Below are 26,856 nucleotides of genomic sequence, written 5' to 3' on the forward strand. Positions count from 1 at the left end.
CTGTCCGGAAAATCCGGCTCAATGCACTTTGACGGTGCGCCCCTAGGCCATCAGGCCAGGTTCAGCGGCACCACGAAAGGGCAGACCAAAAATCGAAGCGGGAAAACCCGGACCGTCCTGGTCAGCCCTGCAAGCAAGCTCGCAGGGCACAGACAGGGCCGCGCTGACGGTGGTGGCAGTAGTTCACGCAGCCCTCCTTTCCAGATGTTCGAGTTGGGAACTGGGTACACCAGGGGAGGGGCGGAGGCAAGGTGCGCCTTTCCCTTCTCCCCTTGTGGGAGAAGGTGGATCGGCGCGACAGCGCCGAGACGGATGAGGGGTGTTCCAGCGGAGTGAGACGGCCGCGACCTCTTCGCTGGACAAACGGTGTCGCCAAGCTGGAGCACCCCTCATCCGTCGCCTTCGGCGACACCTTCTCCCACAAGGGGAGAAGGAAAAGGCGCTACTGCCCCGGCCGTCCGGTCTTGCCCGGCCGGCGTTTTTGACGCCGCTCGTCGCCAGGGTCCTCGTAGGAGCCGATGCCGGCTCGCTGGCGGACGATCGGCTTGTCGTCTCGTTCCTTCGCGCCCGTCCTGCCGGACATCTCCCCCGCCGGAGGAGGCGTTGGCTGCGGCTTCGCCGGCTTCTTGCCCTCGACCGGTTTCTCCGTGCGGCGCACGGTCATCTCGTCGAGCGAGTTCTTCCTGAACAGGGGCTTTGTCGGCTCGCCGGGAATGCCGAAATCGGAACCGTGCGCTTCCTGCGCGCTCTGCTTCTTGAACAGCGAACGCGACACTGCGCCGGCCGGGGTCGTCATGTCGGTGCCGGGCCCCATGTCGTCGATCGACGGCTTGGCGAAGAGCGGCTTCTTCACCGGCACGACGCCGTCGGCGCCCATCTCGTCCAGATGCGGCTTGCGGAAGAGGTTGGGCCGGGCAGCCTTTGCCGCCTCCTCGGCGGCGCGTGCCTCATCGAGCTTGCGGAAGCGCTCCTGTTCCTCGACCGTGCGATGCTTGGCCACGCCCTTATTGTGCTTGCCCTTTTCGCGGCCTGATGCAGGACTTTGCCCTTCCACCTCGCGCGCCAGCGGGTCGTCGGAGATGGCGAGTTCCATCTCGCGCAGCCGCTTGATCTCGTCGCGGACCCGCGCCGCCTTCTCGAAGTCGAGATTGGCGGCGGCGTCGCGCATCTGCTTGTCCAGCGCCTCGAGGTGCGTCTTCAAATTGTTGCCGATCATGGCGCCGGCATCATCGGTGAACTGAGAAATGTCGGCGCGGACATGGTCCTTCTCGTAGACCGAGTCGAGGATATCGGCGATGCGCGACTTGACCGATTCCGGCGTGATGCCGTTGGCGGCGTTCCACTCCATCTGCTTCTCGCGGCGGCGGTTGGTCTCCGCCATCGCCCGTTCCATCGAGCCGGTGATCTGGTCGGCGTAGAGGATGACCTTGCCGTCGACGTTGCGGGCGGCGCGGCCGATGGTCTGGATCAGCGAGGTTTCGGAGCGCAGGAAACCTTCCTTGTCGGCATCGAGAATGGCGACGAAGCCGCATTCGGGAATGTCGAGGCCCTCGCGCAACAGGTTGATGCCGACCAGCACGTCGAAGGCGCCGAGGCGCAAATCGCGCAGGATCTCGATGCGCTCCAGCGTGTCGATGTCGGAATGCATGTAGCGGACGCGGATGCCGTTCTCGTGCAAATATTCGGTGAGGTCCTCGGCCATGCGCTTGGTCAGCACTGTGACCAGCGTGCGATAGCCGGCCCGGGTCGTGTCGCGGATCTCGCCGACGACGTCGTCGACCTGGCTCTTGGCCGGACGCACCTCGACCGGCGGATCGATCAGGCCGGTCGGACGGATGACCTGCTCGGCGAAGACGCCGCCGGACTGCTCCATTTCCCAACCGCCCGGCGTCGCCGAAACCGCCACCGACAGCGGGCGCATGGCGTCCCATTCCTCGAAGCGGAGCGGCCGGTTGTCCATGCAGGAGGGCAGGCGGAAACCATACTCGGCCAGCGTCGCCTTGCGGCGGAAGTCGCCGCGATACATGCCGCCGATCTGCGGCACGGTGACGTGGCTTTCGTCGATGAAGATCAGCGCATTGTCGGGCACATATTCAAACAAGGTCGGCGGCGGATCGCCGGGCTGGCGTCCGGTCAGGTAACGCGAATAGTTCTCGATGCCGGCGCAGGAGCCGGTCGCCTCCAGCATCTCCAGATCGAAGCGCGTGCGCTGCTCCAGCCGCTGCGCCTCCAGCAAACGGCCAGCCTTTTCAAGCTCTTGCAGGCGATGCTTGAGCTCCTCCTTGATCGACTTGATGGCTTGGTTCAAGGTCGGGCGCGGCGTCACGTAGTGCGAGTTGGCGTAGATTTTGACGCTCTTCAATTCGCCGGTCTTCTGGCCGGTGAGCGGATCGAACTCGGTGATCTGTTCGATCTCGTCGCCGAACATCGAGATGCGCCAGGCGCGGTCTTCCAGGTGGGCGGGGAAGATCTCGATGGTGTCGCCGCGCACGCGAAACGAGCCGCGCACGAAGTTGATGTCCTGGCGCTTGTATTGCTGGGCGACGAGGTCGGCGAGAAGCGAGCGCTGGTCGAGCCGGTCGCCGACCTGCATCTGGAACGTCATCGCCGTGTAGGTCTCGACCGAGCCGATACCATAGATGCAGGACACGGAGGCGACGATGATGACGTCGTCGCGCTCGAGCAGCGAGCGCGTCGCCGAGTGGCGCATGCGGTCGATCTGCTCGTTGATCGAGGATTCCTTCTCGATATAGGTGTCCGTGCGCGGGACGTAGGCTTCCGGCTGGTAATAGTCGTAATAGGAGACGAAGTACTCGACCGCGTTCTCGGGGAAGAATTTCTTGAACTCGGCATAGAGCTGCGCGGCAAGCGTCTTGTTCGGCGCCAGGATCAGGGCAGGGCGCTGCGTCTCCTCGATCACCTTGGCCATGGTGAAGGTCTTGCCCGAGCCGGTGACGCCGAGCAGCACCTGGGTGCGGTCGTTCCGCTCGACGCCTTCGACGAGGTCCTTGATGGCTGTCGGCTGATCTCCGGCGGGCTCGAAATCCGAGACCATCTTGATGGCGATGCCGCCCTCAGACTTTTCCGGGCGGGCCGGGCGGTGCGGCGTCCACAGCTGGCCGTCCTTGTGCAGCGGATTGCCGGATTCGATCAGCGCCGAGAGCGCCGCGACCGTTGCGGTGACGCCGCCGGACGAAACCGACTCGGCATCCTCCAGGCTGATGTCGAGGCCGGCCACAGGGTTGAGGCCGGCGGCCGCGCGCTCCTTCGCCGAGGCAGCGCCGCCCATCGAGGTGCCGCGCGCGGTGCGCCCGGGCGCCGACGAGCGCTCGGGTATCTTCTTCGGCGCTTTTGCCTTCGGCTGCTTTTCAGCTTCACGCTCGATCTGCCCGGCCCAATCGGAGATCGAGCCGGTCAGCGGCGCGCCGGAAAAGTCGGCCTGCGGCGCTTCCGCGAAGCCGCCGGGCTCCAGCGGCTCGGCGGCATCGAGGAATTCGGTCAGCGGGCTGCGCCGCTTCGGCGCGCCGTCTTGCGAAGGCGTCTTCTTGTCAGGATGTCTGGCCATGGCCCGAATATGGGAGGACTCGGCCGAAATGGAAAGAGCGGAGTGAGAGGGCTCCGGCCGCGCTTGGACGCTGCTGACAGAAGGCTGTCAGGAAAGGGGTCATGATCCGATTGGCCTGGGAGCGTCTGCGATTGCGGCAAGCGCCGCGGCGACGGCGGCGGCGCGGCGGGCCTTCGGCCCATCCACCGGCCAGACCAGGCGGCGCTTGATGGTCAATGCCGGAACCTCGCGGGCAATCTCGACGAGCTGGCCGGAGCGGAAATGCTCCCTCAGCACCAGTTCGCTGGCAAGCAGCGCGCCCATGCCGGAAATCGCGGCATGCGCGGCCAGCACGGTCAAGGGGAATCGCGGTCCGTGGTCGATGTTCTTGCGTTGGCGGCCGGCGGCGGCGAACCAGTTTGCCCATGTGGGGTAGACATCGTCGCCCATCGTCTGGTCGATGTGGAGGAGGGGCAGGCGGTCGAGCACTTCGGCGCTGTCTTGATCTGTGCGGCTGCGGATCAGCGCCGGGGCACAGGCCGGAACCACCCTTTCGGTGAAAAGATCGGCCGATGCGAGATCTCTTGCCGTGCTGTTGCGGTAACTGATGGCGAGGTCGATGCCTTCCTCCAGCATCGCATCCAACGCGATCGACACCACAATGCGCACGTCCAGTCTGCCGAGAGCCGCGCGGACATTGCCAAGGCGCGGCGCCAGCCAAAGCGAGGCGAAGGACGGATCGGCGGCGATGGTGAAGGTATCGGCACGGCGCTCGAACCGTAGCCGCCGCAATCCGGAGGCCAGCGCGTCGAAGCCGCGATCGATGTCGGGCAGCGCCGCCTCGGCGATGCGCGTGAGCGCGATGCCGTTGCCCTCGCGCCTGACCAGCTTGACGCCAAGCCGGTCCTCCAGCTGCCGCAACTGGTGGCCGACGGCGCCCGGCGTGACGCCGAGTTCGTCGGCAGCGCGCGTCAGACTGCCGGTGCGCGCGGCGGCTGCAAGCGCACGCAACGCCGACAGCGGGAGGTCGCGAAGAAATGCCATGGATTGAGAATACCTCAAAACTTATGAAAACAAACTCGCTTGCAAGAAAAGCCGCGATCGCCCTACCGTTGTTGAAGACAACTCAATCCAGGAAAGCCGTCGCCATGCTCGATATGCAAATGCATTCTGTTCCCGCCGGTCGGGCTCTTGAGGCCCCGCGCTCGTTGCGGTCGATGCGCAACGAAGGACCGCGCATCGCCGTGGAATTCGATGACGGCAGCGCCGGCCGGCTGTCGACGCGCTGGCTGCGGCTTGCCTGCGAATGCGGGATATGCGGGGACACCGCTTCCGGAAAGCGTTGGCTGACGCCTGCCGATGTTCCGGCCGACATCCGCGCGGCCTCGATCGAAATCTCGACGAGCGGGACGATGGACGTGGTCTGGCAGGACGGCCACGTCTCGCGCTTCGCGGCGGGCTTTTTGGCGGCCCATGCCCGACGCGGCGGCGATTTCGGCGCGCCACGCTTTCAGCCGGAACTGTGGAATGGCGATCTCGGCGCGCGGCTTGGGCGCTTCGCCTTCGACGCCGTGGTGGAGGATGACGCGGCGCTTTTCCAGTCGCTGCGCGCCTTGCGCGACCATGGTATCGCCATGCTGACCGGCGTCCCGGCCGAGCCTGAGGCGACGCTGCGCGTCGCCGGCCGCTACGGGCCAGTGCGCGAGACGAGCTACGGCAAGGTTTTCGATCTCATCTCACGGCCCGACGCCCGGGTGGCCGGGGAAACGGCGCGCGCGCAAATTCCGCACACGGACGAGCCGTTCCGCTATTCGCCGCCGGGCTTCATCTTCTTCCATGCCATCAGGACCGGCGCCGGCAGCGGCGGCACCTCGTTGATGGTCGACGGCTTTCAAGTCGCTGAACGGATGCGCAGGAACAGACCGGAGCTCTTCGACCTGCTGACCCGTCATGGCGTCACCTTCCATCGCGAGCATGCCGGCGACGTGTTCTTCAGCGCCGAGGCGCATGTCATCAGCCTCGACGCGAGCGGCGCCGTCACCGGCATACGCTACAACGATCGCTGCCTGGCGCCGCAGACGGGCGCTGTCGATGAGATCGACGGGCTGATCGAAGCGCTTGCCGAGCTGACGCGGCTGATCTGCGATCCGGCGAACCAGTTCCGGCATCAACTGCAGCCCGGCGAGGTGCTGGTCTTCGACAATCAGCGGGTCTTGCACGGACGCACCGAATTCGATCCGACGCTGGCCGTCCGCCACCTCAGAAGCTGCAACCTGGACCGCGACGGCGTCCACAGCGCCTTCCGCACGCTGGCGCGGCGCTTCGCGCCGGAAGAGGCGGAAGCGGTGCTTTATCAGGGCGCAATTTTCTGACGATAGCCAGGGGGACGGCGTCGACCTCGAAGGTTCGGTTTCCTCGCCCCCGCCAGAGGCGGGGGAGAGGTGTCCGCGAAGCGGACGGAGAGGGGGTTTCGTAAGGCGGAAGCCCTTCTCTTCAAAGCGCTTTCGCCGCGCGGGACCGGCGCCCCCTCTCCGTCTCGGCTTCGCCGAGCCACCTCTCCCCCATTTCATGGGGGCGAGGAACCTAAGACCGCGGGCCTCAATTGAACCACAGCGCAAACGTCAAGAAACCGGCGCCGCTGAACTGGCGCTGGATCTGGTCGAAATCGTCGCTGGTGAGGATCTTGCCGCTTTCGAGATAGGGCGCGATGCCGGGACCGGTGATCGAAAGGACCAGGTCAAAAGGTTTCGGCTCGTCGAAGAAGCGCTTCATGTTGATGCCCTTGCCGGTGATGCGGAAATGCGGCAGCAGCGCGCGGCCTTCGAGAAGATCCTCGGCCACGGTCAACGTGGCGAGCCAGGCCTGCACCTGTTCCTCGCCGACCTCGAGGCCGGTCAGCGGATTGACGCCTTTCTGTTGGGGTCCCGGCAGCCATTCGCGATCGTTGTCGGTCTCGGCCAGGATCGATTTCCAGTCCTCGCGCGACAGTCGGATCATCTCCAGCAGGTGGCGTCGCGCGGCCTGCCGGCGTTCCGGCTCGACCACCGGCCAGTTGACGAGATGCACCAGCGAGATGAAGTCGGCGAAGCGCCATTCCGAGGCGAAAATGTTGCCGCTCATGCCGCCGTCCAGCGGCACAAGCGTATCCTGCAGAGGCAGTTTCGCGCGCGGGAACAGCATGTGGAACGAGCCGTCGAAAGCATTGCGAAAATCATGCGCCAGCCAGAAATCGGCCTGCGCCATGAGGAACTCGGCATAACCTTGCAGCCAAAAACCGTCGGCGCGGTCGAAGCGGAAGGTGAGCGAAGGCGCGGTATTGCTGGTGTCGATGCTGCCGCGCGACAGCGACGCCATGATGGCGGCGATGCTTTCGTCGGGCGCGAGCTTGCCATCTTCGTTGAGATCGATGCCGGCGCGGGTGAGATCGACCACCATGCCGATGTCGGCGTTGGCCGGGACTGAGCCCAGCATGGCGGCGGATTTTTCGAGCCGGTCGCGGAAGGCGACAAGGATGGCGCGGAATTCTTCGTAGGTCAGCGGCTGCGGGTTGGGATTGTCGGGCACGGGCAACCGCATCAGCGGCAGCATGAAGGATTTCGGGCTCTCGAAACCGTGGCGATGCAGTCCGCCGGCGAGGAGCTCAAGCGCGGTGAAGAATTCGCCGGCGCCGGCCGCATAGGCCGAGGCCGGGTCCTTGGCCGCTGCCGCCTCCAACGCCGACAGCGCCGTGTTCCGGTCGCTCACGCTCTTGGCCTCGAACATGGACTTGGCCGCGTCCGGCATCTCCGCCCAGGCAACGGACGCCGGCAGGAATGCAAGCAAGGCTGCTGCAAGGATCGTTCTACGCATCATCTTCGCCCTCCACTGCGTCATGTTGGAAGCATACACGCATTTGGCTCAAGGCGTCCTCCGGCCCGTGCCGATCTGCGAGCCCGCTTTCGGAACGGCGCCTGGCTTCAACACGCAGGGCAGACAGTCTACACAGGGCGAAACTGGATGGGCCCGTGTCGAACTATCCGCTTGCCTATAAACTATCATGGCTGCCGCGCCTGCTGAGACCGTCGCTTGCCGGCGACAGAAGCGGCTTCGCGGCGCCCGCGGCGACGTTGCTCGATCCGCAGCCCACACGGAAGGTGCGGCTGGCGTTCGTCGGCGATATTTCGGCAGTCGCCAATCGCGATGCGCCGGATTGCGATCCGGCAATCACGACGCTGCTTTCATCCGCCGACCTCGTGATCGGCAATTGCGAAAGTCCGATCGTCGAACGAGCACGCGCGGTCATAGGCACGCGGCTCGGCACGCATCATGCGATGAGCGAGCATTTCCTGGCCGATGCGCTCGCAGCCGCCGGCATCGCGCGCGACAGGCTCGTTCTGTCCCTGGCCAACAACCACGTGCTCGATCAGGGCATCGCCGGTTTCGACGAAACGCTCGCTGCGCTGAACCGGCTCGGGGTCCGGACCATCGGCACGGTTGCCGGCGGGCCCCTCCAGCGTCATGCGGCCGGACCGCTGACGATCGGCTTTGCGGCTTTCACGCTCTGGCGCAACACGGATGCCGCGCCGTTCGAAGAACGCATCTCGATGCATGCCGCCGAATGGCCGAGCGACGCTGCATCCGGCATCGATCTCATCTGCGCCGTGCCGCACTGGGACTGGGAGTTCCGGCATTTTCCACGACCTGCGACGCGGGCGCTGGCGAGACGGCTGGCGGATCGCGGCGTCCGGCTGATCGCGGGGCATCACGCGCATGTCGTGCAGCCCATCGAGCGCATCGGCGACAGCGTGATCGCCTACGGCCTTGGCGATTTCCTCGGCACTGCGCTCGCCAGACTGCCATGGCCGGCACGCATCGGCTCGATATTCGTCGTCGATGTCAGCGCCGATCCGGCCACGCGGGGTAGGATCGCTGCCTATAGGCTGCATTTCTTCGTGCGGCTGCGTGCAGGCAACCATGAGCGGCTGCTGCCGATCGAAGTTCTGGATGGAGTGCTCAAGCAGCGGGTCGCGGCCCGACTGGTGGCGATTTTTCCCATGGCGGGAAGTGGGCGATAGACCTCAGCAATCGAAGCCGTATTGGGCGCGCATGTACTCGGCCTCTTTCTTCGACATCTTCTTGAGCATCACGCAGACGGTGAAGCTGCCGACCTGGCGGCCGTTCCTGGTGTAGCCCCAGTCGGAGATGTCGTCCCTGGTGAATTCGATGTTCTGGCCAAGGACGACGTTGCGGACGATTTCCGGCTCGTTCGCCAATATCCCGACGAAGCCGTTGGCCGTCCGCTTGAAGGGAATGACCCAGAAATGCTCCGTCGCCTTGCCGTCGACGATCATCACCTTCAGCTTGAACCTGTCGGTTCCCGGCGGCGGAGCGTCGGACAGGTTCAGGAATTCATCCAGGCTGGATCGCGCCTTCTCGACCGCCGCCGCCATCTCGGCGTCGTCGGATGCGATCACCATAGCCTTGTCGTCGCCTTCCGCCCTGGCATGCAAGGGAGCGAGCGCCAGCAGCAGGGATAACGCGATACGAACGGCAATTGTCATGACACCCCCCGGTGAAGGCCAATATCCTGTGCGTTATCTTCGGGCAATGTGTCGGCTTGATCAATCCGGTCTGCGGTTGCGAAGCGGCCCTACGCCATTGTCATCGGGCAATGATAAGGGAATGGCTGCTCGGGCCGACCCGAACCTTGGGCAGGCTTACAGCCCGGTCAATCCGGCCAGCCAGCTTGCCGAGCGCTTCGCCGCGTCCACCGTTGCGCCGGCAGCGCGGCTGAGGTCGGTCTTGACCACGGCATAGCCGGCCTTGGTGCGGTAAAGCACAGCGCGGCCGCCATCGACCGACCCGTCGAAGGCCACGGGCTTTGCCGATTCCGTTTCGCTGGCGGTCACCGTTCCGCCGACCGGAGCGCTCGGGCGATGGTCGAGCTCGGGCGGCAGCGGGGCGATGGTTTCGACGACGCGGTTCCTGGGTTTCAGATCCGGCCTGGAAGCTTTCTCGGCAAGCTCGGAGGAAGAGGCCGAGCCCTTGACGCGGCAAATGCCTGAAACAAGCGGATAGTCGAAATTGCGCTGGTGCAGCATCTGGCTCTTCATCGCCGCTTCGCAGTCGGCGAGCGTCGTCCACTTGGCCGGCGTCTCGCCGATATATTCGCAGAGCTTGGCGTCGCAGTCGCAGCCGACAATGGTCATGGCGACAAGGGCGGTCTTGATCACGGTCTTGTCCCTTTAAATATTCCCAAACCGATCAATCACCGCGGAACAAGGCGGGATTTGGCCGCGATTGTGGATTGTGCGTGTCGATGCGTTACGGAAGGTTGCTTGGCCGGCGACTGTGGCCGGAAAGCATCAGCAGCGGACGCCCCGGGAGGCGCGGTAGCCTGTGAGGCGGGCCAAAAAGACAGTCGGCGCTGGGATTTCTCCCAGCGCCTCCCTGTCAGATCAGGAACCAGTCAAGGCAGCAACTTCCGTAAGGTCGTCGCGCCAGGCCAGCCTTGATTTTGACGGTCCTGCCAGTCGCCGCCCGAAGGGCAGCTCCCGTTCCAGACCACGCCGATCTCCACCCTTGCAGGCTTCGCCCAGCGTGCCATCGAAGGTTTTTACCGGCCTTCATGGCAGCATCGGTCCGCCGTCGGCGTTGGCACGCTTTCCGCGGCACCCGTAGGTCTCGGCATCCGTCCCTCAAACAGGCGAGCCTGCTCTCGTTCTGGGCCGTACGGGCCTCAGGAAATCCGCCTTGCGCTTTTGCCTTTCGGCTGGGCGTTCGGTAGCCACCTGAGATGGGTTGAATGTACGCCGGGTAAGGGGTTTCGGGAATGCCGGCGCGCCTGTGAATAGCGGGATTATCGGGGACCAGTGGCAAAAGCCCCGGAATCCGCTGGCCGAACCGCTTAGACGGCCTGCCCCGCTTTTCTGTATCCGTTCGATGTTGGAGCCTTGCTCCGGCGCCCGGTCCGCGTTTCAATGTCGGCAAAAGACTTTGGGTGCTAGTTGCGCGACTTGCCTCGGGGGAGGTCGACTTGAAAGTCGGGGTGGTTCTCAATCCGATTGCCGGCGGCGGCAGGCTCAAGCGGCATTGGGCGGAGGCCGCGGCATCGCTCAACAGGAATTTCGGCGATTTCCACTTGCGGGAAACTCAGGCCAGCGGCGACGCAGAGCGGCTGGCGATCGATCTCGCCGCCGGCGGGTGCGACCTGGTGATCGCGGCAGGCGGCGACGGCACCGCAAGCGAGGTGGCCGACGGGTTGCTGCAGGCACAAGATGAGACCGGCCAGGAAGCCGCGCTTGGCCTTCTGCCCTGTGGTACCGGCATCGACTTCGCGCGCGGGCTCGACTTGCCGCGCGGCATCGATGCCGCGCTGAAGCGGATCGCCGATTCCAATGCGCGAAAAATCGACGCCGGCCGCATCTGCTACATCGACGACCACGGCGCGCTGGCCAGCCGCCACTTCATCAACATTGCCAGCCTCGGCCTGTCCGGCGCGACGGATCGCGCCGTCAATGCCGACAAGCGCAAGGGCAGGGTCTCGGCCAAGGCGCTGTTCTTCTGGCGCACCGTGCTGGAGTTCATCCGCTACCGCTTCCAGGATGTCAGGATCACCATCGACGACGGCGAGCCGGTCGAGGCGCGCATGGCGCTGGTCGCGGTGGCAAACGGCAAATTCTTCGGCGGCGGCATGATGATCGCGCCGGACGCCGAGCTCGCCGACGGCCAGTTCGATATCATCATCCTGCGGGCCGCCGGCAAGCTTGGGCTGATCCGCGACCTCCGCCTGCTCTACGGCGGGCGCCACCGCAACCATCCGGCAATCACCATCCTGCGTGGCCGCAAGGTGCTGGTCGAGCCGCTCGGCGATGCCGAGAAGAACGGCGCGCTGGTCGACATAGACGGCGAGTCGCCAGGCCGAATTCCGGCGACATTCGAGATCCTGCCCGGCGCGCTGACGCTGAGAGGTTGAATCAGCCGGCTAAGAGGCCGATTCAGCCGGTGCGGTCAGGCAATTGAAACAGCTGGCTAATTTCTGCCGGGTTACAGTTCGAGCTTCGCCGGAAAGCCCGGCGCGCGAAGCTCCACGCCGACTTCATCCTCAAGCAGCTTGACGATCTGTGTCGACCAGGCACCACCACCATAGGCGCGCTTACCCTCTTCGAAAATCGCGTTGACGCGGGTGGCAAGATCGAGCGGCGCGCCGAAATCCCTGCCCATGGCAAGCGCGAAGCCGAGGTCCTTCAGCGCCAGGTCCATGGTGAAGCCGACGTCGTAGGAGCCGTTAAGCACCAGCTGGCTTTCGGTCTCGTGGACGAAGCTGTTGCCGGAAGAGGCGACGATGGCGTGGTAGGCCTGGGCGAGATCGAGCCCGCCCTGCTTCGCCAGCATCAACGCTTCGCCGGCAGCGACGAGATGAATGAAGGCGAGCATATTGGTGATGACCTTGATCACCGCCGCCGAGCCGACCGTGCCCATCAGGAAGGATTTCGCGCACATCGCCTCGATGGCCGGACGATGGCGTTCGTAGAGCGCCGCATCGCCGCCGACGAGCGCCGTGATCCTGCCCACTGCGGCCAGATGCACGCCGCCGGTCACCGGGCATTCGAGCGTCTCGATGCCTTGTGCCGATGCCAGCGCGGCGAGCCGTAAAATCTCGTCACGGCCATTGGTCGACATCTCGATCCAGGTGCCGCCCGCGGGCAGGCCGTGGAGCAATCCGTCGGGGCCGGCGAGCACTGTTTCGCTGACCTTCGGCGAGGGCAGGCAGGTGATCGCGTTGCCGGCACGCGCCGCAGCATCGGCCGGGCTCGCCGCCGCCGTGGCGCCGAGCGCGACCAGGCGCTCGACCGGCGCCGGGTCGCGGTCGAAGACGGTGACGGCAAAGCCGTTGCGCAGCAGGCTGGCGGCAAGGTTGCCGCCGAGATGGCCAAGGCCGACGAAGGCATAAGCGAGGGTCACGGCATCAGCGGCGTCTGCATCATCTGCAGATGCAGCTCCTTGCCGCTATAGGGATGGGCCTCGCAGACCTCCTCGTTGAGCTCGAAGCCGAGGCCGGGCTCCTTCGAGGGGATGACGTTGCCGTCCTGCCATTCGATCTTCTTCTTGAGCAGTTTTTCGTGGAAACCGTCCCACTGCTTGAGCGATTCCAGGATGAGGAAGTTGGGCAGCGTCACCGCGAGCTGGATGTTGGCGGCGCCGACGATCGGGCCGCAGTAGCAGTGCGGCGCGACCTGGATGTGGTAGGCCTCGGCCATGGCGGCGATCTTCTTCGTCTCGAGAATGCCGCCGGAGCGGCCGAGATCGGGCTGCAGGATGGTCGCGGCGCGGTTCTCGATGACGCGGGCGAACTCGAACTTCGTCGTCAGCCGCTCGCCGGTTGCTATCGGGATGGAGGTGCTGCGGGCGACCTGCGCCATCACCTCGGGCATATCAGGCGGCACCGGCTCCTCGAACCACAGCGGATCGTAGGGCTCGATGGCGCGGGCGAGCCGCAGCGCGCCCGAGGCGGTGAACTGGCCATGCGTGCCAAACAGGATATCCGCCCTGTTACCGACTGCTTCGCGGATCGCCTTGACCATGCGCGCCGACAGGTCGATGTCGATCAAGCGCGGCTGATGGCCGTCATAGGCGGTGTAGGGGCCGGCCGGATCGAGCTTCACGGCGTTGAAACCCTGCTCGACATATTCGAGCGCGCAGGCCGCAGCCAGGTCTGGGTCGTTGTAGACGTTCTTGCCGCGCGCATCTTCCGAATGGACGCTGCCGGTGTGCGGATAGAGGTAGGTGTAGGAGCGCAGGGTCTCGTGCACCTGGCCGCCGAGCAGCTTGTAGACCGGCTTGCCGGCCTCCTTGCCGACGATGTCCCAGCAGGCCATTTCGAGCGCCGAGAAGCAGCCCATGCCGGAAACGTCGGGGCGCTGGGTGAAGCCGGAGGAATAGGCGCGGCGGAAGAAATTCTCGATGTCGTGCGGATCGCGGCCGACGAGATAGCGCTCGGCCATGTCCTCGATCATCCTGGCGGTGACATGCGCGGAGAAGGTGGCGTTGTAGGCCTCGCCATAGCCGACCACGCCGCCATCGGTGGTGAGCTTGACGAAGATGAAGTACTTGCCGCCGATGCCGGGCGGCGGGTTGCAGACAACCCAGGTCTTCACGTCGGTGATTTTCATGTGTGATCCTCCAGAACCAGGTCGGCGCCTTTCCATCCGGTCAGGATCGAGGCGGCGTTGGTGTTGCCCGTGATGTTGTCGGGGAAAATCGAAGCGTCGATGACGCGCAGGCTGTCCAGCCCATGCACCCGAAGCCGCGGGTCGACGACGGCGCGTGCCGCGTCAGGCCCCATGCGGCAGGTCGAGACCGGGTGATAGACGGTGCCCGAGCGTTTCCTGAAATCCTGGATCAGGTCGGCGTCCGACTGGATCGAGGGGCCGGGAAGAACCTCTTCCTCGATGATCTCGGCCATGGCCGGCATCGAGGCGATCTTGCGCACGAACTTCACCGCCGCCAGCATCTCGTCGACATCGGCGTTGGTCGAATAGGCGTTGGGCGTGATCCTTGGATACTCGCGCGGGTCCTTCGAGCGGATCATGATCTCGCCGCGGCTCGAGGGCCGGCAGTTGGACAGGCCTATCGAGAAGCCCGGCCAGGGGTCGGGCGTCAGGATCGGACGCTCGCCGCTCTTCGGGATGACGGTGGAGAAGGCCTGGAAATAGAGCTGCATGTTCGGCCGTGTCATCGACGGGTCGGTGCGGAAGAAGCCGCCGGCATTGTTCATCGACAGCGACAGCGGACCGGAGCGCAAGAGGATGTATTGCATGCCGACGAGCAGCTTGCCCCACCATGGCCTGAGGACCTGGTTGAGCGTCGGCAGCTTGCCCTTGAAGGTGTAGTTGATGCCGACATGGTCCTGCAGATTGGCGCCGACATTTTCATTGGCGTGCACGACTGGGATACCGAGGTCGGCCAGCAATGCCGCAGGGCCGATACCGGACAGCTGCAGCAACTGCGGCGAGTTGATCGAGCCGCCCGACAGGATCACCTCGCGGCCCGCGCGAGCCGTCTTCTTCTGCCCGTTCTGCTCGTATTCGATGCCGACGGCGCGTTTGCCCTCGAACAGGATTTTCGTCGCCAGGGCGTTGGTTTCGACACGGACATTGCCGCGTTTCATCGCCGGCCGCAGGAAGGCGCGGGCGGCCGACATGCGGCGTCCGTTCTTCGTCGTGATCTGGTAGACGCCGACGCCTTCCTGGGAGGCGCCGTTGAAGTCCGGATTGAGCGGCAGCCCGGCTTGCTGTGCGGCGGCAAGGTAGCGCTTGGTCAGCGGATGCACCGCGTTCGTGCAGTCGGTGATGTGCAAGGGGCCACCGACGCCGCGCCACTGGTCGGCGCCCGCCGCATTGTCTTCCAGCGCCTTGAAGGATGGCAGGAGGTCGTCATAGGCCCAGCCGGGATTGCCTGCGGCGGCCCAGGCATCGAAATCCTCGCGCGCGCCCCTGATATAGACCATGGCGTTGATCGAGCTCGAGCCGCCGAGCAGCTTGCCGCGCGGCCAGTGGTCGCTGTTGCCCGCAAGGCCGGGATCCGGCTCGGCCTTGTAGTTCCAGTTGACGGCCGAGTCGAAGAAGGTCTTGCCGTAGCCGAGCGGCATCTGGACGTAGAAGCGCCGGTCGGTTCCGCCGGCTTCCAGCACCAGCACCGAGAAGCGGCCCGAGGCCGACAGCCTGTCGGCAACGACCGAACCGGCCGAGCCGGAGCCGACGATGATGAAGTCGTAAGTCTGCATGGTGGAAAAGCGGGCTCCGCACTGTTGCGCTTACCCTAGACATTGCCGGCTTGCGGCGTCGCCGTGGCTTCCGGCATGGCTTGTGAAAAAAGCGACCGGCGCAGTGGGGCACATTTCGCTTTTACCAGAGCTTGCGACATGGCGGTCGCATTGATACGCAACATAAGCTGCCCTTTGAGGATTTCGCCATGGTGCATTACGCGGACGGAAAACCCCTTGGCGATCTGACCTTGCGCACGCTCGCCATGCCGTCCGACGCCAATGCGGCCGGCGACATCTTCGGCGGCTGGGTGATGGCGCAGATGGACCTTGCCTGCGGCATCCGCGCCGCCGAGCGCGCCAAGGGCCGCGTGGTCACCGCCGCGGTCAAGGAGATGTCCTTCGCCAAGCCGATGAAGATCGGCGACACGCTCTGCATCTACACCCATGTCGAGCGCGTCGGCCGCACCTCGATGGTGCTCAAGGTCGAAGCCTGGGCGCAGCGCTACCTTTCCGACTTGATGGAGAAGGTCACCCATGCCGATTTCGTCATGGTGGCGCTCGACGGCGAAGGCAAGCCGAAGCCGGTTCCGGCCGAGAGCTGACGCTCCGGCGGGATACTGATTCTCCCCAGACTTGCCGCTCTGTAACAACGCCTGCGCGGGAGATTTGCTTCGCGACATCCAATGGTTGCCTTCACGCCCCACCTTGTAGGCGCAGGGGGAAAGACAATGCGTCAACATATGCTGAACGGCTGGCTCGTGGCAGCCCTTGTTGCTTTGGTCTGCCTGCTCGGCGTAACGGCCTACATGGAAGTCAGCACAGGTCTTCCACACGTCGCCTGCATGCGGGATCGGACGGCGGTCGGCAAGATGGCCGCGCAATTCAAGAGCTGCTCGACGGCGTGCTGCGACAGCACTGCCCCAAGCGTCTGATCGGTGGCGGCTAAAGGCGGGGTCTCCTTGGCGAAGCAGCTGCCCGGCGACGCCGGCGGCGGAACCGCGGAGGCTCTGATCAAAACCGAAAGCGCGATGCGACCGGCGCTGAGGCCCACGGTTTCATCGGCAGGCTAAAAACCCTTGCATTGCAATGGCTTCAGGCCTCTAGGCCGTCAAATTTCGCGCGTGCTTCGCGGACCCGATTGGTGTTCTTGCGCGCCCATTCGCCGAGCGCGCCGACCGGCACGAGCAGCTCGTGACCGAGTTGGGTGAGCTCGTAATCGACACGTGGCGGAATGGTCGGAAACACTTTGCGCGTGACGAAGCCGTCACGCTCCAAACCGCGTAAGGTGGTGGTCAGCATCTTTTGCGAAATTCCGCCAACGGCGGCGCGCAATTCGTTGAAGCGCATTGGTCCGCCGCCGAGCTTGCCGACCACGAGCACCGTCCATTTGTCGCCGACCCGTTGCAGGATTTCTGAAACGGCCCGGCAGTCCTCGGTGTTGTGCGGGTGCCTCAGTAACAAAGAAGTGCCTCCTTGCGCGCCGATTTGTCAGTATCACATATGGCGCCGGTATCCAAACGATACCAGAAATTCCCGCAAGGAGAGCCCCTTATGTCCAAGCCCAAAATCGCCATTGTCGTCGGTTCGACGCGCGCCGCCCGCTTCGCCGACGTGCCGACGCAGTGGATCGCCAAGATCGCCAAGTCGCACGCCGATATCGATGTCGAGATCGTCGATCTGCGCGACTGGCCGCTGCCTTTCTTCGACGAGGTCGCTTCCTCCGCCTGGGCGCCGTCGCAGAACGAAGTGGCGCAGCGCTGGCAGAAGAAGGTCGCCGAGTTCGACGGCTTCATCTTCACCGCCGCCGAATACAATCACGCCCCGACCGCTGTGCTGAAGAACGCCATCGATTACGCCGCCAATGAGTGGAACAAGAAGCCGGCCGGCTTTGTCGGCTATGGCAGCGTCGGCGGCTCGCGCGCGATCGAGCACCTTCGGCTGATCGCCGTCGAGCTGCAGATGGCGCCGGTCAAGTCGGCGGTGCACATCGCCTGGGGCGATTTCCTTGCGGTTCGCCAGGGCGAGAAGAAGCTCGAAGATCTCGAGCACCTGAACCAGTCCGCCGCCGCCCTGGTCAACGACGTCGCCTGGTGGGCAAGGGTGCTGAAAGCGGCTCGCGCCGCCGATGCGATCGCCGGCGAAGCCCAGGCCGCCTGAGCGGCCGATCGACACTGTCCTCTCAATGAGAAAGGGGCGGCGCCAGCGCTGCCCCTTTCGATTTGCGGAGCTTCTGTCTTCTGGATCCCAGGCTGATCCCTTTGCCGCCGCGCTGTTGACCGCTCGGAACGGCGCGTTAGATGCAGGCCCGAATCCACCGAAGAAAAAGACAGCACAGTCGTGGGAGGGGCGGAATGCCTTGGCTTGGCAGATGGCGCAATCAGTATGGGTCCGTCCTCGACATCACCGGCGAGGACGGCGGCCGGATTGAAGGCACGTTTCGCACGGCGCTCGAAGACAGCAGCTTCTATGGACAGACCGTGCCGATATCCGGCATCGCGCATGGCGACGTGATTGGAGTAACGGCCGCCGGCGAGGGTACGGCCGGCCCCGCCGCCGTGAGCTACACCGGCATTTTGCGGGACGGCAAGCTGGAGACGATGTGGCTGACAGTGGCCGGCAGCACCATCACCGGCAAAGAGGGCGAAACCGCTTCCCGCAAGCAGGTAGGAACCTGGCGTGCCTTCGGCATCAGCCTCGACACCTTCGTCCGAGAATAGCCAAGCCGACGAGAGAAGGTCCCTGGTTGATGTTCATGGGTGATGGTCAGAGCCGGCCCTCCATGAGCAACTCGCGGGTGCGCTTCAGTGTGGACAGCAGGGCAGCTTTGTAGCCCTGGTCGCCGTCGAACTGCGCCTGTTCGGCCTGCTCCTCTGGGCCGTTCGGCTCTTTGCCGCGCCGGCCGAGATAGCAGTAGAAGCGCAGATGGAGCGTGCCGTCGGCGCCCTCGAACAGTTCGTTGATGATCGCGCCCTCGCGCGGCCCGGTGGCCTGGAAGAATGTGACTTTGCTCTCCGGTTCAAGCGTGATGATCTCGCGCAGATCTGCACCCGCGATGGTTGCTTCGCGCACGAAATGCGTCGCGCTTTCTTCCACGACATCGCAGCGGGTGCAGAGGCCGGGCGGCAGGAATTCGCGGGCGTCGCGGGCCTTGAGCTCCAGGCCAGCCCAGGCTTGTGCACGGGTCAGCCTGGTCGCGCCTTCCGGGTTCACCGGGACGGTGGCGGTTGAGTAGATCATAATGGTGTCCTTGGGATTGATGTTGGGGTGGCAGGCTGCCGCCGGCGTCAGGCCGAGGCAGCGATTTCTGCGGCGAAGTCGCGATAGGTGCGTAGCGGACGGCCCAGCAGCTTGGTCAGGCGGTCGACGTCGCCAGCGTCGGGAATCATGCCCTCGCTGATGAAGCGCTCGCCCATCAGGCGCATGTCGAATGCCATCCAACCCGGCATGAACTGCCGCAGGTTCTGTTCGAAGCCTGCCAGGTCTTCGCCGGGATAGGCGATCTGGCGGCCCAGGACCTCGGTCCAGATGCCGGCGACATCCGTGCCGGTCAGGGTGTCGGGACCGACGAGGTTGATCCGGTCGAGCGGGAGGGCAATTTCGGTCTGCTCGCGGCGAAGCAACTCGATCGCCGCGACCTCGGCTATGTCGCGCGCGTCGACCATTGCCAAGCCTTTGCTGCCGATCGGCATCGGATAGACGCCATAGCTGAGGATCACGTCCTTGATCATGAACTCGTTGTTCATGAAATAGGCCGGACGAAGGATGGTGGCGTTGACGCCCATCTGCTCGATCATCCGCTCGACCGCGAGCTTGCCGGCGAAGTGCGGCACGTTCGCGTAAAGCTCACCGTGGATCACCGACAGGTAGACGATGCGTTCGATGCCTGCCTCGCGGGCCAAGTTGAGCGCGATCAGCGCCTGGGTGAATTCGTCGGGCACCACGGCATTGAGCAGAAATAGGGTGGAAACGCCCGAGAAGGCGCTGCGCAGAGAATCGACGTCGATCAGGTCGCCCTGCACCACGGCGACGCTCGCAGGGAAGTTCGCCTTCGAAGGGTCGCGGACAAGCGCACGGACATCGGCGCCGCGCTTGACGAGTTGGTTGACGACTTGGCTGCCGACATTGCCGGTCGCGCCGGTAACGAGAATGGTCATGGGGTTCACTCCGGGTTTGGGTCAAAAGACATCCCGTAAATGAGTGATCCACATTCGAACCGATAGGCGCTATATTAGGACACAGCGTCTCAATGTTGGAACAGATGGACCTTCTCGCCCTCGCTGATTTCAATCTGGTTGCCCGGCACGGAGGGTTTGGAAGGGCGGCGCGCGCCGCGGGGCGCCCGAAGGCGACCCTGTCTCGCCGGGTCGCGGAACTGGAGGCCGCCCTCGACTTGCGTCTGTTCGAGCGCGGGGCGCGCGCGCTGAAGCTCACCGAGGAAGGACGGGCGCTCTTCGAGCGGACGGGAGCGTTGCTGACCGAACTGGACGAAACCGCGACGGCGATCGCTTCGGGCGGACACACGCCGCGGGGCAGGCTGCGGATCAGCGCACCGCTGCTCTTCTCCCAAACTGCGATGGGGAAGCTGGCCGCCGGGTTCGCGCTGAAATATCCGGAAATCCGGCTCGAGGTCACGACGGAAGACCGGGCCGTCGATATGATCGAGGAGGGGTACGATCTGGTGATCCGGGTCAATCCTGAGCCCGATGAAAGTCTTGTCGGACGGGTGTTCCTGCGCGACCGGCTGGTGGTGGTCGCGAGTCCGGGCCTCGCCAGACCGACCGACGATCTCGCCGTTCCGGCCGTCGTGCGGGAATCCGGCGAGCGCGTTGCCGCCTGGGACATAGTGACGCCGACCGGACGATCACGCATCGCGATTGAGCCAGTCCTTCGCCTTTCGTCGCTCCTGATGTTCCGCGATGCCGTCCGGGCGGGCGTCGGCGCCGGACGTTTGCCGATCTCGCTCGTAAGTCACGATCTGGCTGCTGGAACGCTGGTGCATTGGGGCGATGTCGACGGCCCGGACATCGCCCTATGGACGCTCTATCCGTCCCGACGCTTGCTCAGCGTCCGCGTATCGGCGTTCCTCGACTATTTGAAGCAGGCCTTTCCCAAGGGAACCCCTGACGAATTGGCGGCCTATATCGGCGGATGAGACGGAATGATCGAAACGCTATCTGCGCCTTCTCTATGCGGCGACCCTGTACGGTCGGGGGCGGCAGCTTGTTGGTGGGCCTGCCGAAAAGCAGACTGGGCGCCTCCCGCCGCAAAGCTGACGGCGAGTTGGTTACCACATAAATTTCGTCCTCAGCGCGCCACAGGGCGGTGGCCCTCGGGCAGGCGGGTGGCGATCAGCTTGTCGATGCGGCGGCCGTCCAGGTCGACCACCTCAAAGCGCCAGCCTTGCGCGTCGACGCATTCGCCGGTGGTCGGCAGATGGTGGAGATGCGACAGCACATAGCCGGCGACGGTTTCGTAGTCGCGGTTTTCGGGAAGGTCGATGCCAAGCACCTCGGCCATCTCGTCGGCCTGCATATAGCCGGCGAGCAGCCAGGAGCCGTCCTCGCGCTTGACGGCGTTTTCCTCCTCGCCGGCTTCGAGGTCGGAGCGGAACACGCCGGTGATGGCTTCGAGGATGTCGGCCGGGGTGACGATGCCTTCGAAATGGCCGTATTCGTCGTGAACGAGGGCCATCGGCACGTCCGATTCCCTCAGCTTCTGCAGGACATCGAGCGCGTCGGCCTGATCATGCACGATGGGGGCGGCGCGCACATGCTGGCGCGGATCCAGCACCCTGCCGGCCAGAAGGGCGGCCAGCACGTCGCGCGTCTGGATGACGCCGACCATGGCGTCGACATTGCCGTCGCCGACGGGCAGCCGCGAGTGCTGGGTATCCATCAGAAGTTTTTTGACCGCCGTGTCGTCTGACTGCAGGTTCAGCCAGTCGACCTCGGTGCGCGGCGTCATGACGGCGCGCACGGCGCGGTCGCCGAGGCGCATGACGCCTGCGATCATGCGGCGCTCATCGGATTCGATGGTGCCGTGATGCTCGGCCTCGGCGACCAGCATCTTGATCTCCTCGTCGGTGACCTTCTCTTCGGTCTCGCCGGCCTGCCCAAGCAGCCAAAGCACCGCGCGGCCCGAGAGGTCGAGCAGGAAGACGAGCGGCGCCGAGAAGGTGGCGAGGATGGTCATTGCCGGCGCGGCTCTGACGGCGACGCGCTCCGGATCCTTGAGCGCGATCTGCTTCGGCACCAGCTCGCCGACGATGAGCGAGGCATAGGTGATCAAAGCAACCACGATGCCGACGCCGACAGGATCGGCGATGTTTTCGCGGATGCCGGTCGACGCCAGATATTGCGCCAGCCTTTCGCCGAGCGTGGCGCCCGAAAAGGCGCCGGAGAGAACGCCGACCAAGGTGATGCCGATCTGCACCGAGGACAGGAACTTGCCGGGATTAGAGCCGAGCGCCAGCGCGCGGCCCGCGCCCCTGACGTTGCGGTCGATCATCGCCTTGAGGCGGGTGGGCCGCGACGAGACGATGGCTAGCTCCGACATCGACAAGAGGCCGTTCACCAGAATGAGGACGGCCACGACGGCGATTTCAACATATAGCATGGGCGGTCAATAGCATTGCTGCAGTGCGTTCGAAAATAGCCCGCGGGTATTTTTGGAACATGACAGGCGCGCTGTTCAGGCGGCATCCCAAAGCGGCGCCGAAAAATGCCCGACAAGCGCGTCGACCACCACGCGCACCTTCGGCGTCAGCGCGCGCGTGACGGTGCGCCGTCACTGCTGCGTCTTCAGAACGCCGATAATGGCCATGCCGTCGGTGAAATAGGGGTCGCCGCCGCCATTGCGTCCGGCCTTGGTGGCGCCGATCCCGGGTATCTCGCTGGTGGAGGCCAGCAGGTCGGCAGCCTTCAGATCGCCGATCAGGAAGTCGCGCTCCGCATCGATGTCGGGGCCGATATGGTGGGTGACGGCGCCGGTATCGTGGCTGAGGCCGACGCCGCGGTCGAAGCTCGCGGCGCCCAGCCAGAGCGGGCGGCCGTCGTCGCCCACCGTGTCCGTCTGCCAGAAGCGGACGTGGTGGCGCCGGTCGGCGCTGTCGCCGACCGGCTTCTCGAAGGCCAGGTCCTGGGCTCGGCCCTCGAACAGAAGGCGGCTCATCGGCGCATCGGGGTAGGGGCGGGAAAACAAGACGCTTTCGCCGATGTCGATCGCGGTCTGCAGCGTCACGGCATCGGCCGTGTCCCAGCCCGCGACCGCGAAGGCGTGGACAACTTCCTTCTCGGTGCCGACAAGGCCGACATTGATCGGATCGCCGGGAATGCCCTGCGGCGTATGCGTCACCATCTCGAAGGGCCGGGTACGGAAGCCGCGCTCCCGCCAGGTCCAGAATTCCGGCGCGGCGAGATAGGCGAGCATCACGTAGAAGGCGCAGAAGGCCGCGATCCAGATCACCGCGCGTCGTCTCAAACTTCTGTGGCTCATGAACGCCGCTCGATCCCGTGTGGCATGTGTTGCGCGACAATCACGGGAAATCAATGGCCAGCGATCTGGAGACCGTCTACCATCGATTATCGCTTGACCGGGGTGCAGCGAATGGAACCGACAAAGACAGGCCGCGGGAAAATGGCGCTGACTGCCGAGCTTGTCGCGAGGGTCGAGCGCATGGAGCCGGATCCCGGTCCCGAGCCCGGAACAAGCGAGCATAGCGACGCTGAATTTGACGGTCTGGCCGAACAGCTGCTTGCGCAATATCGGCCTGAGACGCTTTGGGTCTTTGCCTATGGCTCGCTGATCTGGAATCCAGAGTTCATCTATGAAGAGCAGCGTCAGGCGACGGCACTGGGTTGGCACCGCTCATTTTGCCTGAAGCTGACACGCTGGCGCGGAACGCGTGAATTGCCGGCGCTGATGCTGGTGCTCGACCGGGGAGGCAGCTGCAACGGCATCGCCTATCGGCTGCCGGCGGAGGACCATCAGGGGCAGATCGTCCAACTGCTTCGTCGCGAAATAGATGCGAACCCGCCGACCAACGTGCCATGCTGGATCAAGCTCCGGACCAGGGACGGGCCATTGCGTGCGCTGGCTTTTGTCGCCGCGCCCGAGGGCAGGGCTTATGCCGGCAGGCTGGCGTTGGAGCAGGTTGCGCACACGCTGGCGCGCGCCGCCGGGCATTGGGGCTCCTCGGCGCAATATCTTTTCCGGACGGTCGCCAAGCTGGAGGAAAGCGGGATCCGCGACAGAAATCTTTGGCATATCCAGGATCTGGTCGCCCGGCAGATCATCGCTGCCACCGAAGCCCAAGGCTAATCTAGACTAGCGGCAGGCGCGGTAACCGCTTTTGCGGTTCTTGATGTCGAAATGGAAATGGTTGCGGTGGTCGTAATTGTAGCCGGGGCCGAGCACCGTGGTGAAATACTCGCAACCGTCGGCGCGCACATTGTTGAGGAAGCCGCGCGTGCGGAAGGCGAACAGGCCGGGCTTGCGGACGTCGATGTCGTCGCCATTGTTGAGCTCGATGCTCATGACGTCGAGGGCGTTGCCCTTGCCGTGCTCGGACAGCACGCCTTCGCCGGCGATGTTGCGGCAGGAATAGCTGGAGCCCTGGTGGATCGCCTTGACGCCGGAGAAATAGCGCCAGCGGGCGGCCGGCTGCAGCTCGTTCTTCGTCCAGGCGGCAAAGCTTGCGGCCATGTTGCAGGTCAGCGTCGCCGCGGGCGTCATGGCGACATTGCCGATGGCCGAGACTTTTACCGGATAATCGATGCCGCACTGGCCCTCATGGATAGGCTGGACGTCCTGATAGACGACACCCATCCGCCTCAGCTCGTTGCGGCAGTCGATCTCGCTGGCCGGCATCTGCTCGAGAGGCGACATCGGCTCGTCCATGCGCGGATAGGCGACCTGCGTCATATAAGGGTTGGACGGAACAAGACGCTGCATTCCGGAATATTGCGGCGCATCGGGCTGCGGCACGGCTGCCGTCTGGCTGCCGACATCGACGGCCGGCTGCAGTGCAAAGACGTCACCGGTCGTGCAGGCCGATATTGCCGCCATGGCGACGCCCGCGGCCAGCCCGGCGACCGTGATGCGCGCACGCTTGCTCCGTTGCGCCAATGCCAGCATAGCGCCAAGTCTTCGAGCCATTGAAAAGCGTCCTTGTCCCCGAATGGCACAAGGTTAACCGCCAACAGTAAAGGAAAGATCAGCGCCGGCATTCACGCATGGGGCGGAATTGCGGCGCTGTTCTTGGCTTGCTGCGGGCAAGACTTTCGGAATTCACCTATTGGCAGAAGGTTCCGCCGTGGCGGCGCGGTTCCAGGTCCAGATGGAAATGCAGCGCGTGGTCGGGATCGGCGCCTGGTCCGAGCACCGTCTTGAACGGCCCGCAGGCAGCCTTGCGCACCGCGTCGAGGAATTTTGCGTCCTTCTCCGGCGGCGTCGGCCCGACCTCGATCTTCCTCCCGTCCGACAAGGTGAAGCTGGCGATGTCGAGCGCGTTGCCGAAGGCGTGTTCGGACAATTTGCGGGTGCCGTTGCGCGGCCGGCAGACAAAGGCCGAGCCCTGGTCGATCGACTTCAAATCGGCGCCCAGCTCGGCCTTTGCCGTGGGCTGGACGATTTCGGCCATGAAGCGCGCCGCCGCCTCGGCCATCTGGCAGTTGAGCTCGGTGCCGGGACTGATGCCGATCGACTTGCCGAGCGTTTTCAGAATTATCGGATAGGGGATCGAGCAGCCGATTTCCGCATCGTGCTCGGCCTTGTGCTCCTCGAACTCGACGCCCAGCACCTTCAGCCGCTCGCGGCACGCGGTTTCTTCCGCCGGCATCGTTTCGGCCGGCATGTCGGCCGAGCGCGGATCGGGAAGCATCTTTTCCTCGCCCGGCGGTTCGGGTTTCTCCGCTGGCTGCGGCGCGGTTTCCGGCGGCTCCAGCTCCAGTTCGGTGGGCTTCTGCGGGGGCGTCGGAACGACATCCGGCGTCTGCGGCTCGGCTTCCGTCCGCGGCGCGGATTGAGCGCTCTTCGAACGCGGCGGACGGGCGTCCCATTTCGGATGCGATTTCTGCTGGTTGAGGAAGTCGTCGCTGCCGTCCGCGCGCGGCTTGCCTTGCCCGGACTTCTCAGTGCCGTTCTCCAGGTCCTGCAGACGCGATCCTGGAACCGGGGTCGCCGGCGGCGTTTCCGGAGCCGGAGCGGCGCTCTGGCTGGCCGGCGGCAGATGTTTTTTATGCCGATGATGATGCTTGGCTATGGCCGGCGTAACCAGCAACATCGCAGCCGCCACAGGCAGCGCCAATCTGCAAAGTCGTGAAAGGCTCAGCGTTGCCATCGCCCGGAAACGGCGGTCGCGGTGCGAAGTTGCCTGTATCGGCTGCCTTGCCGATCACAATCGGTTACCGGCGCGTTACGCGCCGATGGCTTCAAGGCCTTCCTCCAGCCAGTCGGCAAGCATCGGCAGCCCGAGCAGATATTTGGCCACGCGCTTCCTGGGGCGCTCCCTGGCGGCGGCCACTGCGTCCGTCCATTCGGATGCCTCATAGTCACCGCGCCCGACCCAGGCGAGCGCGATGAGCTCGGCCGCTTCGTCGATATTGAGATCGTTGATCAGCTCGCGCAATTCTTCCCCGGTCAGGTCTTCCGAGGCTTCCTCGACAAGGCCGTCATGATGGTGGCTGTCATGTGTGTCGCCGTCGAACTCGACCTCGTGCTCAGCGCCGTCATCATAGTCCTCGTTGACGGCAGCACTCAGCGCCTTCGCCTTGAGGATGAACAGGCGCACCGTGTCCGGATCGATCGAAAGTTCCCACTCCTTCTCGAGGCGCTGCTGCACGGTCCTTCTCCACGTGATGCGCTTGGTCCGATGATAGCGGAATTAAAGCGCGCGTCACGTCCGCAGCTATCGGCTTCTGTCCGGCCCGTTCAAAATAGTTCGGTAGTCGCCCGCATTTCGGGATGAAACCGCGCCAAGGCGGCGTTAATCTGGCATTGTCACACTCACGGAGGCTTCGATGCGCAGACGTTTGCTTGTTCAGGTCATGGCTATTGCGGCGCTGCCGCTGTTCGTTGCGCCGGCTTTTGCGGCTGGTGAAGGCGGCAGTAGCGGTGGCCAGACGACCACCACCTGCAAGAAGGGCGAGGTCTGGGACAAGAAGAAGAACAAATGCGTAAAGCCGCAATATGGCATGCTGGACGACGACAGCATCTACGAGGCCGGTCACGATCTGGCGATGGCCGGACGCTATGACGAAGCGATTTCGGTGCTGACGCTCGCCGCCAACAAGCAGGATCCGCGCATCCTCAATTATCTCGGCTATTCGCACCGCCATTCGGGCCGCGTCACGGTCGGCCTCGGCTATTACGAGGAAGCGCTGCGGATCGACCCGAATTACACGCTGGTGCGCGAATATCTCGGCGAGGCGCATCTGCAGATCGGCGATCTCGCCGACGCGCAGCAGCAGCTCCAGGAAATCGAAAAGCGGACCGGCAAGGGCTCGCGCGAATACGGCATGCTGTCCGAGCAGATCGATCATTTCCTGAGGAGCTGAACAGGGCTCGA

26 protein-coding genes are annotated in these 26,856 nt (G+C 64.6%); 10 read left to right on the forward strand and 16 right to left on the reverse strand.

The features are described from left to right. Positions 1-442 precede the first annotated feature (442 nt). Both uvrB and LB529_RS12750 read right to left on the reverse strand, forming a co-directional pair. On the reverse strand, positions 443-3,565 hold the full coding sequence (gene uvrB / locus LB529_RS12745; RefSeq protein ID WP_224711265.1) for an excinuclease ABC subunit UvrB: 3,123 nt from the start codon (positions 3,563-3,565) through the stop codon (positions 443-445). A 99-nt stretch (positions 3,566-3,664) separates the two neighbouring features. After that, positions 3,665-4,588 carry a LysR substrate-binding domain-containing protein gene (locus LB529_RS12750; protein WP_224711266.1) on the reverse strand — a complete coding sequence of 308 codons (924 nt, stop codon included), beginning with the start codon at positions 4,586-4,588 and terminating at the stop codon, positions 3,665-3,667. Positions 4,589-4,761: 173 nt separating this feature from the next. Here LB529_RS12750 and LB529_RS12755 point away from each other — a divergent pair, with 173 nt between their 5' ends. Continuing rightward, positions 4,762-5,916: a clavaminate synthase family protein gene (locus LB529_RS12755; protein WP_224711267.1), complete on the forward strand. Its 1,155-nt coding sequence runs from the start codon at positions 4,762-4,764 to the stop codon at positions 5,914-5,916. 226 nt (positions 5,917-6,142) lie between these two features. Here LB529_RS12755 and LB529_RS12760 read toward each other — a convergent pair whose 3' ends face one another. Beyond that, positions 6,143-7,393, reverse strand: a complete 1,251-nt coding sequence (locus LB529_RS12760; RefSeq protein WP_224711344.1) for a hypothetical protein — start codon at positions 7,391-7,393, stop codon at positions 6,143-6,145. Between the two features lie 155 nt (positions 7,394-7,548). On the opposite strand from LB529_RS12760, the gene LB529_RS12765 reads away from it, so the two are divergent. Then, positions 7,549-8,598: a CapA family protein gene (locus LB529_RS12765; RefSeq protein ID WP_224626853.1), complete on the forward strand. Its 1,050-nt coding sequence runs from the start codon at positions 7,549-7,551 to the stop codon at positions 8,596-8,598. A gap of 3 nt (positions 8,599-8,601) precedes the next feature. Here LB529_RS12765 and LB529_RS12770 read toward each other — a convergent pair whose 3' ends face one another. Continuing rightward, positions 8,602-9,084: a YegJ family protein gene (locus tag LB529_RS12770; protein WP_224531227.1), complete on the reverse strand. Its 483-nt coding sequence runs from the start codon at positions 9,082-9,084 to the stop codon at positions 8,602-8,604. A 156-nt stretch (positions 9,085-9,240) separates the two neighbouring features. Continuing rightward, positions 9,241-9,756, reverse strand: a complete 516-nt coding sequence (locus LB529_RS12775) for a hypothetical protein (protein WP_224543157.1) — start codon at positions 9,754-9,756, stop codon at positions 9,241-9,243. Positions 9,757-10,559: 803 nt separating this feature from the next. Here LB529_RS12775 and LB529_RS12780 point away from each other — a divergent pair. Then, positions 10,560-11,498 (forward strand): diacylglycerol/lipid kinase family protein, encoded by a 939-nt coding sequence (locus LB529_RS12780; RefSeq protein WP_095766558.1) that lies wholly within the window; start codon positions 10,560-10,562, stop codon positions 11,496-11,498. A 71-nt stretch (positions 11,499-11,569) separates the two neighbouring features. Here the strand turns inward: LB529_RS12780 and LB529_RS12785 are convergent, their stop codons facing one another. The 3 genes from LB529_RS12785 to LB529_RS12795 are packed head-to-tail and all read right to left on the reverse strand — an operon-like array spanning position 11,570 to position 15,308. Beyond that, complete coding sequence (locus tag LB529_RS12785; RefSeq protein WP_224711268.1) at positions 11,570-12,487, reverse strand: NAD(P)-dependent oxidoreductase; 918 nt, start codon at positions 12,485-12,487, stop codon at positions 11,570-11,572. Then, positions 12,484-13,695, reverse strand: coding sequence for a mandelate racemase/muconate lactonizing enzyme family protein (locus LB529_RS12790; protein ID WP_224711269.1), 1,212 nt, complete (start codon positions 13,693-13,695; stop codon positions 12,484-12,486). The genes LB529_RS12785 and LB529_RS12790 overlap by 4 nt, the downstream gene beginning before the upstream one ends. Beyond that, positions 13,692-15,308 carry a GMC family oxidoreductase gene (locus LB529_RS12795; protein WP_224711270.1) on the reverse strand — a complete coding sequence of 539 codons (1,617 nt, stop codon included), beginning with the start codon at positions 15,306-15,308 and terminating at the stop codon, positions 13,692-13,694. Before LB529_RS12795 ends, LB529_RS12790 begins: the two co-directional genes overlap by 4 nt. Positions 15,309-15,496: 188 nt before the next feature. Here LB529_RS12795 and LB529_RS12800 point away from each other — a divergent pair, with 188 nt between their 5' ends. After that, positions 15,497-15,892, forward strand: a complete 396-nt coding sequence (locus LB529_RS12800) for an acyl-CoA thioesterase (protein WP_042646168.1) — start codon at positions 15,497-15,499, stop codon at positions 15,890-15,892. A gap of 126 nt (positions 15,893-16,018) precedes the next feature. Further along, positions 16,019-16,222 (forward strand): hypothetical protein, encoded by a 204-nt coding sequence (locus LB529_RS12805; protein ID WP_224531249.1) that lies wholly within the window; start codon positions 16,019-16,021, stop codon positions 16,220-16,222. A 160-nt stretch (positions 16,223-16,382) separates the two neighbouring features. Here the strand turns inward: LB529_RS12805 and LB529_RS12810 are convergent, their stop codons facing one another. Further along, positions 16,383-16,751 (reverse strand): winged helix-turn-helix transcriptional regulator, encoded by a 369-nt coding sequence (locus LB529_RS12810; protein WP_095766562.1) that lies wholly within the window; start codon positions 16,749-16,751, stop codon positions 16,383-16,385. A gap of 90 nt (positions 16,752-16,841) precedes the next feature. Here LB529_RS12810 and LB529_RS12815 point away from each other — a divergent pair, with 90 nt between their 5' ends. Both LB529_RS12815 and LB529_RS12820 read left to right on the forward strand, forming a co-directional pair. Continuing rightward, positions 16,842-17,447: an NADPH-dependent FMN reductase gene (locus tag LB529_RS12815; RefSeq protein WP_095766563.1), complete on the forward strand. Its 606-nt coding sequence runs from the start codon at positions 16,842-16,844 to the stop codon at positions 17,445-17,447. A 194-nt stretch (positions 17,448-17,641) separates the two neighbouring features. Beyond that, positions 17,642-18,007: an avidin/streptavidin family protein gene (locus LB529_RS12820; protein ID WP_224604541.1), complete on the forward strand. Its 366-nt coding sequence runs from the start codon at positions 17,642-17,644 to the stop codon at positions 18,005-18,007. A gap of 46 nt (positions 18,008-18,053) precedes the next feature. Here LB529_RS12820 and LB529_RS12825 read toward each other — a convergent pair whose 3' ends face one another. Together LB529_RS12825 and LB529_RS12830 are read right to left on the reverse strand one after the other, a co-directional pair. Continuing rightward, on the reverse strand, positions 18,054-18,527 hold the full coding sequence (locus LB529_RS12825; protein WP_224531259.1) for an SRPBCC family protein: 474 nt from the start codon (positions 18,525-18,527) through the stop codon (positions 18,054-18,056). 47 nt (positions 18,528-18,574) lie between these two features. Further along, positions 18,575-19,444, reverse strand: a complete 870-nt coding sequence (locus LB529_RS12830; RefSeq protein WP_224711271.1) for an SDR family oxidoreductase — start codon at positions 19,442-19,444, stop codon at positions 18,575-18,577. Between the two features lie 104 nt (positions 19,445-19,548). On the opposite strand from LB529_RS12830, the gene LB529_RS12835 reads away from it, so the two are divergent. Continuing rightward, entirely contained in the window at positions 19,549-20,442 is an 894-nt protein-coding gene (locus LB529_RS12835) for a LysR family transcriptional regulator (RefSeq protein ID WP_224531371.1), read from the forward strand. A 152-nt stretch (positions 20,443-20,594) separates the two neighbouring features. On the opposite strand, the gene LB529_RS12840 is transcribed toward LB529_RS12835, so the two are convergent. After that, positions 20,595-21,905, reverse strand: coding sequence for a hemolysin family protein (locus LB529_RS12840; protein ID WP_224711272.1), 1,311 nt, complete (start codon positions 21,903-21,905; stop codon positions 20,595-20,597). Between the two features lie 171 nt (positions 21,906-22,076). Then, entirely contained in the window at positions 22,077-22,784 is a 708-nt protein-coding gene (locus tag LB529_RS12845; RefSeq protein ID WP_224636575.1) for an LssY C-terminal domain-containing protein, read from the reverse strand. A gap of 141 nt (positions 22,785-22,925) precedes the next feature. Between LB529_RS12845 and LB529_RS12850 the strand changes: the two genes are divergently transcribed. After that, positions 22,926-23,609 (forward strand): gamma-glutamylcyclotransferase, encoded by a 684-nt coding sequence (locus tag LB529_RS12850; RefSeq protein ID WP_224711273.1) that lies wholly within the window; start codon positions 22,926-22,928, stop codon positions 23,607-23,609. A 6-nt stretch (positions 23,610-23,615) separates the two neighbouring features. Here LB529_RS12850 and LB529_RS12855 read toward each other — a convergent pair whose 3' ends face one another. The 3 genes from LB529_RS12855 to LB529_RS12865 all read right to left on the reverse strand — a co-directional run bounded on the left by LB529_RS12855 (position 23,616) and on the right by LB529_RS12865 (position 26,130). Next, positions 23,616-24,446, reverse strand: coding sequence for an extensin family protein (locus LB529_RS12855; RefSeq protein WP_224711274.1), 831 nt, complete (start codon positions 24,444-24,446; stop codon positions 23,616-23,618). Positions 24,447-24,582: 136 nt separating this feature from the next. Then, positions 24,583-25,572: an extensin family protein gene (locus tag LB529_RS12860; protein WP_318012558.1), complete on the reverse strand. Its 990-nt coding sequence runs from the start codon at positions 25,570-25,572 to the stop codon at positions 24,583-24,585. 132 nt (positions 25,573-25,704) lie between these two features. After that, complete coding sequence (locus LB529_RS12865; protein WP_095766571.1) at positions 25,705-26,130, reverse strand: DUF3775 domain-containing protein; 426 nt, start codon at positions 26,128-26,130, stop codon at positions 25,705-25,707. A gap of 178 nt (positions 26,131-26,308) precedes the next feature. Here LB529_RS12865 and LB529_RS12870 point away from each other — a divergent pair, with 178 nt between their 5' ends. Continuing rightward, the gene (locus tag LB529_RS12870; RefSeq protein WP_224711276.1) at positions 26,309-26,845 is read left to right on the forward strand and encodes a tetratricopeptide repeat protein; all 537 of its coding nucleotides are present in this window, start codon (positions 26,309-26,311) and stop codon (positions 26,843-26,845) included. Positions 26,846-26,856: the final 11 nt, after the last annotated feature.

Source organism: Mesorhizobium sp. CA5 (genome assembly GCF_020165105.1).
Lineage (GTDB): Bacteria > Pseudomonadota > Alphaproteobacteria > Rhizobiales > Rhizobiaceae > Mesorhizobium.